The following is a 14,466-nucleotide window of genomic DNA, read 5'->3' on the forward strand; positions in this document are numbered from 1 at the left end:
GTGCATGCGGATTTTCAATATATCCTTCTTGTGCTTGTCTTTGCTTTATGGCATTGATACTGCGCCTGTGAATGAGCGTATAGAGAGCGCGAATGCAAAAGAGATTAGCTTTTATGCAAATAGGCTTAAAGTAGGAGAGAGCGGCATTGTGCTTACAGAGCAGCAAGGATATGAGATGATTATCGCTTCAGCTGTGATTACGCGCATTGAGGGTGATAGGGCGTATGCGAGTATCGCGCCATTTAGTAATATTGAGCAAAAATATCTGCCCACGCCCCAAGCTAGTCCCAAAGAGGGCGATAAAGTTATCTTTGGTGGATTCTATAATAGAGCCATTGCCATTGCGCCTAATCAAGAAAGCTATAATAAGATTCTATCTAGTGCAAGCAATGTGAGCTTTTCTCACATTGATTTATTTGCAGCGTTTTTAGCCAAAGATGGCATCAATGACCCAAAGCCCAAGCATTTGCGCGCATTTTGTAATGCCTATAGTATAGGTTTAGTGTATGTATTTGCCTCAAATGGCATTAATGTGCTTGATTGCCAGAGTTTTGCCATTCTTGAAGTTCTAAGCGCGCAAGATGTGCAAGATAAGCAAACACAAGCTCCATTTTTCTCACGCATTCCCAATATCAACACCGGCTCGCTTGCTAGTAAATTACGCTCGAAAAAATCGCGCCAATATTTTAGCTACTATGATGATTTGCTCTCCCCTAGCCTTAGAGCCTACAAGCTTACGCATAAGGAGTGAACATGCTGCACAAACGCCATATACAAGCCATTAAGCAAATGGTTGGGATAGAGAATTGCTATGATGATAAGGCGCATTTGGTAGCGTATTGCTATGATGCTACACGCGAACGCTACGAGCCTGATGCAGTGGTATTTCCGCGTAATGAACAAGATGTGAGCGCTGTTTTATCATATTGCAATGACCAAAAAATCTCCATAATCCCACGAGGTGCGGGCAGTGGATTCACAGGTGGGGCATTGCCTGTACGCGGAGGCATTGTGCTAGCTATGGAGCGATATTTTAATAAGATTTTAGAAATTGATGAGAAAAATCTCATCGCGCGCGTGCAGCCCGGTGTGGTGAATAAGGCTTTTCAAGAGGCTGTCGAAGCGCGTGGATTATTCTATCCGCCAGACCCTGCGAGCCAAGATTATAGCACGCTTGGTGGGAATGTTAGCGAAAATGCCGGCGGTATGCGCGCGGCAAAGTATGGCATTACTAAAGATTATGTGATGGCGTTGCGCGCGGTGCTGCCAAACGGCGATATAATCCGCGCGGGTAAAAAGACTATTAAAGATGTGGCAGGCTTTAATGTGGCAGGGATTTTGATAGCTAGTGAAGGCTCACTTGCTGTGATTACAGAAATCACGCTAAAACTTATTGCTAAGCCAAAGCTTACCCGCTCGGCTATGGGCGTGTTTAATGATATAGAATCTGCGATGAATGCGGTGTATAAAAGTATGGCAAGCGGCGTTACACCTGTGGCAATGGAGTTTTTGGATAATTTAAGCATTCGCGCAGTGGAGGAGAAATTTCATAAAGGCTTGCCCACTGATGCGGGCGCTATCCTCATTACACAAGTCGATGGGGATTTGAGTGAGCAGCTAGATTCTGCGCTTAGTATTTTGGAGCAGCGGTTTAAAGAAAATGGCTGCACGCATTTTAAAATCGCGCAAGATGAGCAAGAGGCGGCGGATTTGTGGTTTGCAAGGCGCAATGTAAGCCAAAGTATTACTATTTATGGCAAAAAAAAGCTTAATGAAGATATTACCGTGCCACGCTCTGCTCTGCCAGAATTGTTATCGCGCATTATGGAATTAAGCAAGCAATATGGCTTTAAAATCCCTTGTTTTGGGCATACAGGTGATGGAAATGTGCATGTAAATGTGATGGTGCCAGACCCAAGCGATGTAGAGAATCTAAAAAAGGGCTATGAGTGCATAGAGGAGATTTTTAAAGTGGCTATTGCATTAGAGGGGACGCTTAGCGGGGAGCATGGCATAGGGCTTTCAAAAGCGCCTTTTATGCGACTAGCTTTTAGCGAGGCGGAAATGAATTTATTTGCTAATATCAAAAAAGCCTTTGACCCAAATAATATTTTAAATCCCGGCAAAATGGGACTTTGTATGGAGTGATTTATAGAATCTAACCTAAAAAAATAAGTTGATAGATGCTTAAAGCAGCTATAACTTTATACTTTAGGCGCAAATGTGAGCTTTGCTTACATTTGTAAGACCACGCGGCTTTTTGTTAAAAAAGCAACAGCGTGGGAATCATGGAATCTAGTGCCAGATTCTAACCCATAATTGGCTTAAAGCTAACTCACAAATGCGGCTTTATAGAATCTAGTGCGTGAAAATAACATAAGATTGCGTATTTTCATAAAATGCTTTTGGGAATAGATACGCACCTTTGAAAGCAGGCACATCAATGTAATCATAGGCTAAATTTAGCTTAATATGCGGGGCAAAAATGCGCTCTAAAAGTGTAGTGCAATAGAGTGCTTTAGCATCTGTGCTTAAAATAAAGCTCTCTCCAAGCCATAAGGGCGCTTCGAGCGCGATTTTATCTCTTTGCTGCGTGGAGAGCGCAAATCGCTTAATGGCAATTTTGCGCGCATGGGAGAGAAACTCATCAAATGAGCTAAGGATTACTTGATTTGGCTTTTTAGGATTGTCATCAGGTGTAGCGTGCAGGATAATAATGGGCTGCGTGGAGATGACTAAGCCAATATGCGTATAATCGTGGTGGCTTAGCTTTTCAATGACTGCAGATTCTATGCCTACGCCTTTGCGCAAGATAATATCGCCAACCTCAAGTGCGGGGAGATTATAGAGCTGCTTTGGGCTAAGTGTGTGTGAATATTCTGCAGAGAGTGTAGGGAGAAAAAGCAGCACAAGGGCTAGCACGCCACCAATGCTGCTAATAAGAATAAGGAGCTTAGAGCTTAATTTTCCATTCATCATCAACTTTAATGACTTTTACTTGCTCGGTATCCTCATTGCCATCTTCAAATTTTATGCGTAGCACGACAACGCCTGTTTTTTCTTTAATATCTTCAGAAATCATCTCAACACTTTTAAGCCCACCAGCATTTTGCGCCTTTTGCTTTGCCTCTGCTGCGCCTGCTTTGAGTTTGCCCTCAAGCATTTCTTTCATACCTACTTCTTCAGCCTTTTCTGGTAAATCAATATATCCTAATAGCTTATCGCCATTGCCTTTATATACATCTTCCATAAACGCTACAGCTACATCTTTAGGTGTATTCTCTCCGCAAGCTGTCAAAAATACACTTATAATTATCGCCCCTAGAGCTAATCCTAATGTCTTTAAGCCTTTCATCTTAGAAAACCTCCAATTCATAAAATAAAATGCGCATAATAATTAAATTCTAGGCTAAAATCAAGTGTTATGCCTTTATTTGATTAGTTCTGCTTTGAGCGCGAAAAAGCCTATAATGCTAAGCACAACACTCATACACACAAGCGCTATAAGTGCGTAAGTAAAGTGGGAGTATATATCATAGATTTTGCCTATGATAACAGGTGCGCTTGAGGCGAGTAGATAGCCTACACCTTGTGCCATAGCCGATAGTTGCGTAGCCACTTGTGCATTAGCACTTTTGCTTGAGATAAAAAGCAAAGCAATGCCAAATAGCCCACCCACAGGGATACCAATAAGAATTGAAGCCAGTATGATAAGCCCTACACTTTGCGCACATAGCAGTATTACAAAGCTTATCACATACAGCGCGCAAATGCCTCCAATTGATACATATTTATACTTTTGCCGCATCGCGCCAAATACAAAAGGCACAAGAAATGCGCAAGGTATGATAGTAGCTTGAGAGAGCAGCATCATATTTGATGCAAATGCCGCAGAATATTTAATGTCCATAATAAAGCTAGGATACCAAGTAAAAAAGCTATACGCAAGGCTACTGCAGCACCCCATAAAAAGCGTAATCACCCACGCATTTTTATTGCAAAATAGTGAGCCTTTAACTTGCCGCTTTGTGTGTGCGCGCCAGATTCTATAATTTGCCATTTGAGGCAGATAGCTAAGGATAGCTAAAATAGCTAAGATTGCCCAACTCATCATAGCTAAAGGCACAGAAGCAATATGCAAAAGTGGCAAGATAAGCGCTACGCCAAGCGCGCTAGAGAGATTAAGCACAAGGCTATAAAGCCCCATTATCTTGGGTATATCGCGCGGAAATTTGGCTTTAATAAAACTTGGCAGCAGCACATTTGCCACCGCTACGCCACTTCCCATAATGCCAGTGCCAATAAATAGTGCCACACTTCCACCACTTGAGCGCACAAGCTCGCCTATAATGATACATAAAAGCCCTACAAACATTAAGCGCGCAGGGTGGAAGTATGCTACCAGAAATGAAATGCTCCCAAAAGCAAGCAGTGGCAGGGAAATAAGCGCACCAGCTTGAGCCGCACTTAGATGATAAAAATCTTGTATGATGTTAATAGCAGGCGATACAGCCGTGATAGGTGCGCGTAGATTAAGGCTAATAAGCACAACAGGCAGTAAATTTATAAGAAAGATTTTTTTGCGCGCATTCAATGACTTAAATCCTCCAAATAACGATAATCCAAAGCCTCCAAGCCTTAGGGCATTGTATAAATTAAGGATAAATATTTGAAAAATCTCATTTTCGCACACGCATATTAATTGCATTATCAGGCAAAATTGGTATGATGTGCGTTTTTTAAATAATATGGAGTTTTACTTTAAGGAAGAATTGATGAAAACAATGACAGGGGCTCAAATGGTTATTCAAGCTTTGCATCTTGAGGGTGTGAAGGTTGTCTTTGGCTATCCGGGCGGTGCGGTGTTACACATTTATGATGAGATTTACAAACAAAATTATTTTTCACATATTCTCTCTCGCCATGAGCAGGGCGCGCTGCACGCAGCAGATGGATATGCGCGCGCAAGCGGCGATGTGGGTGTGGCAATTATCACTTCAGGTCCGGGCTTTACTAATGCCATTACAGGCATTGCCACAGCCTTTACAGATTCTATACCGCTTGTAGTTATTAGCGGGCAAGTGCCTATTAGCCAAATTGGCACAGACGCATTTCAAGAAATCGATGCGGTGGGCATTTCTCGCCCTTGCACAAAGCATAATTTTTTAGTGCGCAATATCACAGAGCTGCCCAGAATCTTAAAAGAAGCCTTTTATATCGCGCGCAGTGGGCGTCCCGGACCGGTGCTAGTGGATATTCCAAAGGATATTACAGGCACAATGGGCGTATTTAACTATCCAGATTCTATCGCGCTGCAGAGCTATAAGCCCACCATTAAAGGCAATCCACGACAAATTAAAAAGCTTTGCAAAGCCATTTTAGAATCTCACAAGCCTTTATTTTATATAGGTGGGGGAGCGATTTTATCAAATGCAAGCGAGATTATCCGCGAGCTTGTGCGCTGCACAGGTATTCCTTGCGTGCAAACATTGCTAGGGATTGGCACATTGGCGCATGATGATGAGAATTTGCTTGGAATGCTTGGAATGCATGGCACTTATGCGGCAAATATGGCAGTGAGTGAGTGTGATTTGCTCATCTGCCTTGGTGCGCGCTTTGATGATAGAGTAACAGGCAAGCTTAGCGCCTTTGCTACTCACGCAAAGATTGCGCATATTGACATTGACCCTAGTTCTATTGGCAAGATTGTAGGCATAGACTATCCTATTGTCGGGGATTTAAAGCATATTGTGAGTGATATGATGATTGAGCTTAGTGCTTTTGATAGCGCGCGCATTGCCAAATGGAGAGAGCATTTACGCTCTTACAAGTGCGATTATCCGCTTATCTATGAGGATAGTCTAGATTCTATAAAGCCCCAATGGGTTATCCAAAGGATAGGCGAGCAGCTAGGGGAGCGTGCTATCATCACTACAGATGTGGGGCAGCATCAAATGTGGGCAGCGCAGTTTTATCCCTTTAGCTTTCCGCGCCAATTTTTGACTAGCGGCGGGCTTGGGACTATGGGCTATGGGCTACCTGCAGCATTTGGCGCAAAAATCGCACGCGAGGATAAAACTATTATAAATATCACCGGCGATGGCTCTATTTTAATGAATATTCAAGAGCTTATGACTTGCGTGGCGTATAATATTCCGCTAGTTAGCGTGATACTAAATAACAATTACTTAGGTATGGTGCGGCAGTGGCAGAGCTTTTTTTATGAGCATCGTTTTTCTCACACAGATTTAAGCTTGCAGCCGGATTTTATTAAGCTTATAGAATCTTTTGGCGGCGTGGGCTTTAGAGTGGAGCGCAAAAGTGAATTTGATGAGGCGTTAAAAAGCGCACTAGAGGCTAAAAAAGTGGCATTTGTGGAGGTTATTATTGATAGGTATGAAGATGTGCTGCCTATGGTGCCCGGTGGCAAGGCGATTTATGAAATGATACTTCCAAATAAACAGGGGGCGAGCAATGGATAGGGAACTAAAAAAGAGCATTTGCGTGAATGTGATTAATGAGCATAGCGTGCTGGCGCGGATTTCTGGGCTATTTTCTGCGCGCGGATATAATATAGAATCTCTTACCACAGCTCCTATTCCAAATAGCAATCTCTCGCGCATTACGATTGTTACGCAAGGCTCAGAAGTAGTGATTGAGCAAATCATTAAACAACTGCATAAGCTTGTGCCGGTGGTGAGCGTGATTTCTAGCGATAATTTGCTTGAAAAAGAAGCCGTGCTAGCCAAAATTCCGCTAAGCGAGCGACTAGCTGATATCGAGGCTTTGTGCAAAGCCTATAATGGCAAAATTGCTAATGCAAGTGAAAAGTATATCATTATCATTGCCACAGATAAGCCTGCGCGCATTGAGCAGTTTATCGCCGCTTTAAAAATCTTTAATCCCAAAGAAATCATACGAAGCGGCGTGATTGCTATGGAAAAGTAGCCTTATATGCGCCATATGGGCATTTATAGAATCTAGATTCTGTAATTTGCCAGGCGCGGTATTTACATAGGCGCGCAAGTTTGGCAAATAGTGTTAGAGTAAAATTGAAGGAGCAAATATGACAAGACTAGGCGTAAATATTGACCATATCGCTACTTTGCGCGAGGCTAGGGCAATTTATGAGCCTGACCCGCTTGAAGCGGTGTTTATTGCTAAAAATGCGGGCGCGCACCAAATCACTTTGCATTTGCGCGAGGATAGGCGACATATCCATGATAGCGATGTGCGGCGCATTGTGCAGTCTTCGCCCTTGCCTGTGAATATAGAATCTGCGCTAGATGAGCGCGTTATTGATTATTTAATATCGCTTGCCCCGCAGCGCATTACGCTTGTGCCTGAAAAGCGCGAGGAGGTAACTACAGAAGGCGGCTTAGATATAGAATCTCATTATGATTCTATCCGCGATGTGATTAAAGCCTTTGAGGCTAAGGGCATTGCGAGCGCGCTTTTTATCGAGCCTAAAAAAGAAGCCATTTTTCTCGCTAGGGAGCTAGGCGCAAGCGCTGTAGAGCTGCATACTGGGCGCTATGCTAATCTTATGCTTATGGCATATAGTAATCTTTCTCGCACGCATCGCGCCATTATGGAGATGAATATGCCCCCACAGGCACTGCAAGAAGAGATTAATAAAAGCCTTGAGAATATCGCTCTTTGCGCTAGGCTTGCTACTTCTGGCACAGATACACGCGCGCTAGAGTGCTTTGCGGGGCATGGACTAAATTATTTTAATGTATCAAATATAGCTAATATTGCGCAAATTAGCGAGCTAAATATCGGGCATAGCATTATCGCACGTGCGGTATTTGTGGGACTAGAGCGCGCGATTATACAAATGAAAGATGCCATGTGCTAGCCATAAGTATTGGCGATGTCAATGGCATAGGGCTTGAGATTGCCTTAAAGGCGCACAAGCAGATTGCTAGATTCTCAAAGCCGCTTTATTGCGTGCATAGAGAAGTTTTAGAATCTGCCTGCGCGCTTTTGGGCTATCCTCTTACGATGTGCGAGGATATGGAGTGTGTGGCGGATTTTGCAGCGGATACAAAGGATTTAATCCACCCTGCGCAAATTTGTGCTAAAAGTGGCAAATACAGCTTTGATAGCTTTATGCAGGGTGTGAGATTGTGCGAAGCAAATGTGTGCAGCGCGCTAGTTACACTGCCCATTCACAAAGGCGCGTGGCATAAGGCAGGTATAGAATCTATAGGGCATACACACGCGCTTTCATCACACTTTGGCGTAGATTCTATAATGATGCTAGGCTGTGAGGAATTGTTTGTAGCCCTATTTACCGACCATGTCGCGCTTAAATCTGTGAGCGGCTATGTGGATAAGGCGCGAGTTTTGGGCTTTTTGCTTACCTTTGCACGCGCAATTAAACTTAGTGAGCCTTGCTGCGTGCTAGGGCTTAATCCACATTGCGGCGATGGCGGTATTATGGGCAATGAAGATGCCTATATCGCCAAAGCCGTGCAGGCAGCAAATGATACACTCAAATATGAGCTATTTTTTGGACCATATCCGCCAGATAGCGCGTTTTCGCCACTTAATCGCAAGCGCTTTAGGTATTTTGTGAGTATGTATCATGATGTGGGGCTAGCTCCGCTCAAGGCGCTCTATTTTGAGCAGAGTATTAATGTAAGCCTTAATCTCCCTATTTTGCGCACTTCAGTAGACCATGGCGTGGCATTTGATAAGGCATATAAAGCCCAGCAAGATATTAGCTTAACAAGCTATATTAATGCTGCAAAATACGCTGCACAAGGAGGTTTATAGAATCTATGGGATTTAATGTTGCAGGGTTAAAGTGTAGATTCTATGAAGCGGCAAAAATTTTAAGAATAGAATCTTATAATAACGCCCTTACTTTGTATAAAGGATAATAATGAAGCTAGTTTTTGTGCGCGCTGTGTGTATTTTGAGCCTTGTGCTGTGCTGTATGCAGGCGCGGAGTGAATTTGAGCGCTTTGGTGATGCTTTTCGCTTTTTGCCGCTGTATGTGATGGTTGTCTCTTTGGGATTAGAGGACTATGAGGGCGTGGGGCAGCTTACACTTGGCGCGCTTAGCACGCAGCTTGCCACAGAGGGTATGAAAAAGGGCTTTGAGGCAATGCACGATAATGGTTATGCGGTTAAATTTGCTAAACGCCCATGTTGTGATAACTGGCAGGGAATGCCAAGCGGGCATGCGAGCGGGGCATTTAGTGCGGCGGGATTTGTGTATTATCGCTATGGGTGGAAAGCGGCATTGCCTGTAGGTGCGCTTGCTGCGCTTACAGCCGCCTCAAGAGTGGAGGCAAAAAAGCATTCTATTTTGCAAGTGAGCGTTGGAGCATTGCTAGCATGGGGGTTTGCGTGGGTTTTTACAAGTGAATATGTGCCAAAAAATACGCTTATTACGCCAAATATCGAGACTGATATGCATGGAAATCCGCAAGTAAGTTTGAATATTTTGTATAGATTCTAAAGTATGTGGAGGTATTTTATTGCTTTTGCGAGTGTGGTGCTATTTTGTGTGTGTGGCTTTGTGGGATTTTGAAAAATAGGGGATATTGTTGAGAGTTTCGATTGTATGCTCTATGTTGCTCCTTGTAGGGTTGTAGTTTTTTGTGATTTATTTTAGTGCAAAAAATTTGAATAAATGAAAATATGATTTGTGTTTTTAAGATTGCCTAGAGTAATTTTTAATTTATATTGAAAATTGTAGTTTTCAATATAAATTTACAGAATCTAATTTTACTCCGCCTTTTGAAATCCCTTCAACTTGGACTTGGGTAAGGTTGGGGGATATTTGTGAAATAGTAAATACAGAAAATATCGCAGTGGGTAAGCTACCTATTTTAGACGTGAAGTATTTAAGAAATTTAGGTGATAAAAAATTTGGCGATAGTGGCAATTTTGTTTCAATAAATGATAGATTGATTTTGATGGATGGTGAAAACTCAGGCGAAATTTTCATAGCTAGAGAAAATGGATATTTAGGAAGCACTTTGAAAAAGATTATTTATAAGCAAATTGTCAGTATAAAATTTATGGATTTTTTGCTTTTATCTATAAAAGATTTTTTAAAAGATAATAAAAAAGGTGCGGCTATACCGCATTTAGATAGAAAATTATTTTTTGATTATTCACTTGCTCTACCCCCCCTTAAAGAACAAGAAGTAATCGCTAGAGTCTTGGAATCGCTTTTTACACTCACCAAAGGCTTAAGGGTGGAATAATGCGCTATAATTTCACATTTAAACAAAGGAAAATAAATGACAATTACCATAAAAAGTGATAATAAAGAGCTTATAAAAGCTCTAAAAACTATGGCAAAACTAGCAAACGCAACGATAATAACTAAAAAATCGCCCCCAAAAAGCCCACTGCAAAAAGCCCTAAACGAGCTAAAAAAAATAGAGGCAAATCCGCATTTATACAAAAGCTATAAAACAGCAAAAGATATGATAAAAGACTGCTTAAAATGAAATATGAAATTAAATATTCAAATGAGTTTAAAAAAGGGCTTAAAAAATACAAGCACGACAAACAAACGCTAGAGCTGATACAAAGCGTTATTGATAAATTAGCAAATGATGAGATTTTAGATGAAAAATATAAAGACCACAAGCTAAAAGGCGACTATAAAGATTTAAGAGAATGCCACATAAAGCCTGATTTGTTGCTAATATATAAAAAAGATTCTCAAATTTTAGTGCTTATTTGCCTTGCCATTGGCTCTCATAGTGATTTATTTTAATCAACTCTTAAACCTTTAGTAAGAGTGAATAATTTTTCTAATTCTTTGCTTATAAATTCTTGCTCTTTTAAGGGTGGCAGGGGGATTGGCAATTCTATTAACTTTGCTTTATTTAGCGTTTCGCCTTTTATAGCTCCCGTAGATTCTATAAACTGCGTAAATTCGCTCAACAATAAAAGTAAAAAATGTTTAAAAATCTCTTCATTTTCTTTGTGAAATTTTGGAATAATAGACGCGATTCCTTCGTTATGATAGCCATCAAATCCTAAAATGCTAGTTTTGCCAATCGTTAATTTAAAACTTAGAATCAAAGTTCCCTTTTTAAAAATAAAATTGCCAAAACATTCCTGTTTAGCTAGTTCGCTTATAGAATCTTTTGTGCTAAAAATACTTTCCCGCTCTTTCATATCAGCAATACTTACCCATTTATAGTCTTTAGGTTCCCAATATTCTTTAACTTCTCTTTTTGGCGTTTTTCCTAATACAATCTCGCAAATATCCCCAAGGCGCACCCAAGTCCAAGTTGAAGGGATTTCAAAGGGAGGTGTGAAAGCGTCATTATAAGACTTATTATAGCAATTTGTGACGTAAGTTACGTCATTGCGAGACTTATGATAGCAATTCGTGAGGTCCGTTGCGTCATTGCGAGACTTTGCGTAAGCAAAGTCGTGGCAATCCATTGTTTTTTCTTTGTCATTTGGTAATGGTGTGTGGATTGCTTCGCTCGTTTCACTCGCTCGCAATGACGAATTATGACTTGTTTCACTTGCCCTTAATGACGGAGAGGAGGTCGCCGCATTGATTTCATCGCCACTTAATGACGGGGTGGAATCTAACTTGCTAGAATCCATAGAATCTGGCGTTTTAGATTCTATAAATTTATATTGAAAACTACAATTTTCAATGCTAGATTCTAGTGGCGTTATAATTTTGCATTTTTCTAACTCTTGTTTTAGCTCTTTGATTTGGGCTTTTATTTGCTCTTTTGCGTTCGTGTGGATTGCTTCGGCTTCGCCTCGCAATGACGGAGAGTGGCTCGTTTTGCTCCCTTTTGATGACGAAGTAAGTTTTTTAAGTTTAGATTCTAGAAACTTTAGCTCTTTTTGCAAGTTTTCGCGCTTTGTTAGAATGTTAGCATTATAAGATTCTATCTCGCTATACGCGTTTATGTGCGGATTTTCACGGCGATAGCCTTTGCTTAAATTGCCCTCAAGGGCTAATTTAAGCAAACTCTTTTCTATCCTCTTTTCTATCCTCTTTAATTCCTCTTTAATGCTGTCAAATTCATTTGCAAGTGAAATTAGTGAATCTAAGATTCTAGCGATTTCTTGCTGTTCTTTTAATGGCGGCAGGGGGATTGCGAAATTTTTTAAATATTTTAATGATACAAAAGATTGAACAGAAGCATTACTGCTATTTTGCATTAAATTTTGAAAAAATAAAAGAATATACAATAGAAATTTCATATCTAATTTACCATAATATTTTTTAAATAACGCAACATTTTTAATACAATAGTCTGGTTTTTGAGTTATTAAGACAGGATTTCCTATAGTGCCTATCATTGCAAATAAAATATCGTTTATATTCACTTTTGAGCGCAGATTAATTCTGTCGGCATCCAATTGCGATATGTAACTAATATTATCAAATGACAAAGCGCCATTCTTTAAATTTTTGCTAGTAATCAATGGGATACCTTTTTCATAATATTTTGGTGATTCGTGCGTTCCATCTCTTACATCACAAATATCCCCAAGGCGCACCCAAGCCCAAGTTTGTGGTATTTCAAAGGGTGGATTGAAATTAGATTCTGTAAATTTAGATTCTATATTTAAAGGCGTTATGATTTTACAATTTTGCAAGTCTTTTTTAATGCTTTGGATTTGGGCTTTTATTTCTTGTGCGTTCGTGTGGATTGCTTCGCTCGTTTCACTAGCTCGCAATGACGGGGAGGAGATTGTTTTACTTTGCAATGGCGGAGTGTGGATTGCTTGGGCTTCGCCTCGCAATGACGGAGTGTGGCTCGTTTTGCTCCCTTTTGATGACGAAGTAAGTTTTTTGAGATTAGATTCTAGAATCTTTAACTCTTTTTGTAAATTTTCGCGCTTTATTAAAATATCAGCATTATAACTTTTTATCTCGCTTAAAGCATTTAAATTTGCATTTTCACGGCGGAATCTCGCGCTTAATTCGCCCTTTATCGCATAGTCTAAAATGGATTTTTTTAAAATACTTGTTTTCACTGATTTTCCTTAATAATGGCTGAGATTTGCGACATTATAGAATCTAGCGTTGTGTTTAGATTATCTCGCTGCTCTTTTATTTGCTTTATTAGAGAAAATGGGTCTAGAATCTCTTCTTGCTCGCTTACAAAGCCGCATAAATCAAAGTTATATTCACGCGCTATAAGCTCATCTTTACTAAAAGATTTTGCTTTAAAATTGTTATTATCATCACTTAGCTCAACTCGATTTTTATCCCATTGCCTAAAAGGGTCAAAATGCTCTAGTTTCATAGATTTAGTCTTGCCAAAAGATTTAATATTTGGTGGCATATCAAGGCGGTAAAACCAAGTTTTTTGCGTGCCGCTAGGAGTTTTATTAAAAAATAAAATATTTGTAGTAATGCCTGTGTAAGGGGCAAAGACGCTAGGCGGCAGGCGTAAAATTAGATGTAAATCAAATTCATTTAATAGCCTTTTTTTAAGATTAATTTTTGCTGAATCTTGCCCGAATAAAAAGCCATCAGGCAGCACTACTGCGGCTTTTCCATTAACTTTTAGTCGCTCTAAAATTACTGCCATGAATAAATCAGCCGTTTCACTGCTTTTAAACTCAGTTGGGAAATTAGCTTGAATCTGCTCTTTTTCATTGCCGCCAAAAGGTGGATTCATAGCGATGATGTCAAAAGATTCTAATGTATATAAGTCGTTATAGTGAGTTTCAAGGGTATTATCATGCTTTAAATTTGGATTTTCAATGCCATTTATTAAAAAGCCAGTGACGGCTAGGATATAAGGCAGCTGCTTTTTTTCGATGCCTGTGAAATATGAATTTGCTATGTCTCTATCATTTGCTGTGTTAATTTTAGATTCTAAAAAATGATAGGCTGAGGTTAAAAATCCGCCCGTGCCACAGGCTAAATCGGCTATTTTATCATTAATATTTGGATTTAAATATTCTATAACAAAATCTGTTACAGCACGCGGAGTGTAAAACTCGCCTGAGTGCTTATTATTTTGCAAATCTTTTATAAAAGTCTCATAAATGCGCGATAGCTCTTGTCTATCTTTCATTTGTTTTATTTCTAATTCATCGATTTCATTAATGATTTTTCTAAGTAAGATTCCATCTTTCATATAATTATTTGCATCTTCAAAGGCGTATTTGACTATTTTTTTATTTAGCGGTGTATCAGGCGTAATTTGCAGGTTTTTAAGCGCAGGGAAAAGGTCATTATTTACAAAATTTAATAATTCATCGCTCGTTAAATCTTTTGTATCTTTTGCCCATTTATCCCATGCAAGATTAGGCGGGATAATGCTTGTGTAGCTTGTATTTTTTAACTTAGCTTCACTTTTCCAGTTTTTCTCGTATAAATCATAGATTTTAAGAAATAATATCCATACGATTTGCTCTATCCTTTGGGCATCGCCATTTACTCCAGCGTCATTTCGCATAATATTTTGCAGGGATTTTATGTTTAGTGTCATT

At 40.0% G+C, this 14,466-nt stretch carries 15 protein-coding genes; 10 read left to right on the forward strand and 5 right to left on the reverse strand.

Features of this window, described 5'->3' with window-relative positions:
- Window positions 1-4: 4 nt before the first annotated feature.
- The gene (locus tag LS71_RS00960; RefSeq protein WP_034354708.1) at window positions 5-751 is read left to right on the forward strand and encodes a plasminogen-binding N-terminal domain-containing protein; all 747 of its coding nucleotides are present in this window, start codon (window positions 5-7) and stop codon (window positions 749-751) included.
- 2 nt (window positions 752-753) lie between these two features.
- The gene (locus tag LS71_RS00965) at window positions 754-2,148 is read left to right on the forward strand and encodes an FAD-linked oxidase C-terminal domain-containing protein (RefSeq protein ID WP_034354711.1); all 1,395 of its coding nucleotides are present in this window, start codon (window positions 754-756) and stop codon (window positions 2,146-2,148) included.
- Window positions 2,149-2,358: 210 nt separating this feature from the next.
- Here the strand turns inward: LS71_RS00965 and LS71_RS00970 are convergent, their stop codons facing one another.
- From LS71_RS00970 to LS71_RS00980, 3 genes are all read right to left on the reverse strand, one after another.
- Entirely contained in the window at window positions 2,359-2,976 is a 618-nt protein-coding gene (locus tag LS71_RS00970; protein WP_052058190.1) for a C40 family peptidase, read from the reverse strand.
- Complete coding sequence (locus LS71_RS00975) at window positions 2,954-3,355, reverse strand: DUF4878 domain-containing protein (protein ID WP_034356659.1); 402 nt, start codon at window positions 3,353-3,355, stop codon at window positions 2,954-2,956. The genes LS71_RS00970 and LS71_RS00975 overlap by 23 nt, the downstream gene beginning before the upstream one ends.
- A gap of 75 nt (window positions 3,356-3,430) precedes the next feature.
- On the reverse strand, window positions 3,431-4,708 hold the full coding sequence (locus LS71_RS00980) for an MFS transporter (protein ID WP_238700259.1): 1,278 nt from the start codon (window positions 4,706-4,708) through the stop codon (window positions 3,431-3,433).
- Window positions 4,709-4,775: 67 nt separating this feature from the next.
- Here LS71_RS00980 and LS71_RS00985 point away from each other — a divergent pair, with 67 nt between their 5' ends.
- From LS71_RS00985 to LS71_RS01020, 8 genes are all read left to right on the forward strand, one after another.
- Entirely contained in the window at window positions 4,776-6,482 is a 1,707-nt protein-coding gene (locus tag LS71_RS00985; protein WP_034356652.1) for an acetolactate synthase large subunit, read from the forward strand.
- Window positions 6,475-6,948 carry an acetolactate synthase small subunit gene (ilvN, locus tag LS71_RS00990; protein WP_034356649.1) on the forward strand — a complete coding sequence of 158 codons (474 nt, stop codon included), beginning with the start codon at window positions 6,475-6,477 and terminating at the stop codon, window positions 6,946-6,948. The genes LS71_RS00985 and ilvN overlap by 8 nt, the downstream gene beginning before the upstream one ends.
- Window positions 6,949-7,066: 118 nt before the next feature.
- Window positions 7,067-7,861 (forward strand): pyridoxine 5'-phosphate synthase, encoded by a 795-nt coding sequence (locus tag LS71_RS00995; protein WP_034356646.1) that lies wholly within the window; start codon window positions 7,067-7,069, stop codon window positions 7,859-7,861.
- Window positions 7,855-8,784: a 4-hydroxythreonine-4-phosphate dehydrogenase gene (gene pdxA, locus LS71_RS01000; protein ID WP_034356643.1), complete on the forward strand. Its 930-nt coding sequence runs from the start codon at window positions 7,855-7,857 to the stop codon at window positions 8,782-8,784. Before LS71_RS00995 ends, pdxA begins: the two co-directional genes overlap by 7 nt.
- A gap of 109 nt (window positions 8,785-8,893) precedes the next feature.
- A complete protein-coding gene (locus tag LS71_RS01005) occupies window positions 8,894-9,475 on the forward strand; it encodes a phosphatase PAP2 family protein (protein ID WP_034356640.1) in 582 nt (193 codons plus the stop codon).
- 286 nt (window positions 9,476-9,761) lie between these two features.
- Window positions 9,762-10,229: a restriction endonuclease subunit S gene (locus LS71_RS01010; RefSeq protein ID WP_069723527.1), complete on the forward strand. Its 468-nt coding sequence runs from the start codon at window positions 9,762-9,764 to the stop codon at window positions 10,227-10,229.
- A 36-nt stretch (window positions 10,230-10,265) separates the two neighbouring features.
- Window positions 10,266-10,478: a hypothetical protein gene (locus LS71_RS01015; protein ID WP_034357149.1), complete on the forward strand. Its 213-nt coding sequence runs from the start codon at window positions 10,266-10,268 to the stop codon at window positions 10,476-10,478.
- Window positions 10,475-10,750, forward strand: coding sequence for a type II toxin-antitoxin system YafQ family toxin (locus LS71_RS01020; RefSeq protein ID WP_034357146.1), 276 nt, complete (start codon window positions 10,475-10,477; stop codon window positions 10,748-10,750). The genes LS71_RS01015 and LS71_RS01020 overlap by 4 nt, the downstream gene beginning before the upstream one ends.
- Here the strand turns inward: LS71_RS01020 and LS71_RS01025 are convergent.
- Both LS71_RS01025 and LS71_RS01030 read right to left on the reverse strand, forming a co-directional pair.
- Window positions 10,747-12,996, reverse strand: a complete 2,250-nt coding sequence (locus tag LS71_RS01025; protein ID WP_138109781.1) for a restriction endonuclease subunit S — start codon at window positions 12,994-12,996, stop codon at window positions 10,747-10,749. The genes LS71_RS01020 and LS71_RS01025 overlap by 4 nt on opposite strands.
- A complete protein-coding gene (locus LS71_RS01030) occupies window positions 12,993-14,465 on the reverse strand; it encodes a class I SAM-dependent DNA methyltransferase (RefSeq protein ID WP_034353114.1) in 1,473 nt (490 codons plus the stop codon). Before LS71_RS01030 ends, LS71_RS01025 begins: the two co-directional genes overlap by 4 nt.
- Window position 14,466 lies beyond the last annotated feature (1 nt).

This window comes from Helicobacter jaachi, assembly GCF_000763135.2.
GTDB lineage: Bacteria > Campylobacterota > Campylobacteria > Campylobacterales > Helicobacteraceae > Helicobacter_C > Helicobacter_C jaachi.

What these genes read in the sequence shown, in the direction of transcription:
- LS71_RS00960 (WP_034354708.1), top strand. Translation starts at nt 5, where the DNA reads ATGCGGATTTTCAATATATCCTTCTTGTGCTTGTCTTTGCTTTATGGC.
- LS71_RS00965 (WP_034354711.1), top strand. Translation starts at nt 754, where the DNA reads ATGCTGCACAAACGCCATATACAAGCCATTAAGCAAATGGTTGGGATA.
- LS71_RS00970 (WP_052058190.1), bottom strand. Translation starts at nt 2,976, where the DNA reads ATGAATGGAAAATTAAGCTCTAAGCTCCTTATTCTTATTAGCAGCATT.
- LS71_RS00975 (WP_034356659.1), bottom strand. Translation starts at nt 3,355, where the DNA reads ATGAAAGGCTTAAAGACATTAGGATTAGCTCTAGGGGCGATAATTATA.
- LS71_RS00980 (WP_238700259.1), bottom strand. Translation starts at nt 4,708, where the DNA reads ATGCAATTAATATGCGTGTGCGAAAATGAGATTTTTCAAATATTTATC.
- LS71_RS00985 (WP_034356652.1), top strand. Translation starts at nt 4,776, where the DNA reads ATGAAAACAATGACAGGGGCTCAAATGGTTATTCAAGCTTTGCATCTT.
- ilvN (WP_034356649.1), top strand. Translation starts at nt 6,475, where the DNA reads ATGGATAGGGAACTAAAAAAGAGCATTTGCGTGAATGTGATTAATGAG.
- LS71_RS00995 (WP_034356646.1), top strand. Translation starts at nt 7,067, where the DNA reads ATGACAAGACTAGGCGTAAATATTGACCATATCGCTACTTTGCGCGAG.
- LS71_RS01005 (WP_034356640.1), top strand. Translation starts at nt 8,894, where the DNA reads ATGAAGCTAGTTTTTGTGCGCGCTGTGTGTATTTTGAGCCTTGTGCTG.
- LS71_RS01015 (WP_034357149.1), top strand. Translation starts at nt 10,266, where the DNA reads ATGACAATTACCATAAAAAGTGATAATAAAGAGCTTATAAAAGCTCTA.
- LS71_RS01020 (WP_034357146.1), top strand. Translation starts at nt 10,475, where the DNA reads ATGAAATATGAAATTAAATATTCAAATGAGTTTAAAAAAGGGCTTAAA.
- LS71_RS01030 (WP_034353114.1), bottom strand. Translation starts at nt 14,465, where the DNA reads ATGACACTAAACATAAAATCCCTGCAAAATATTATGCGAAATGACGCT.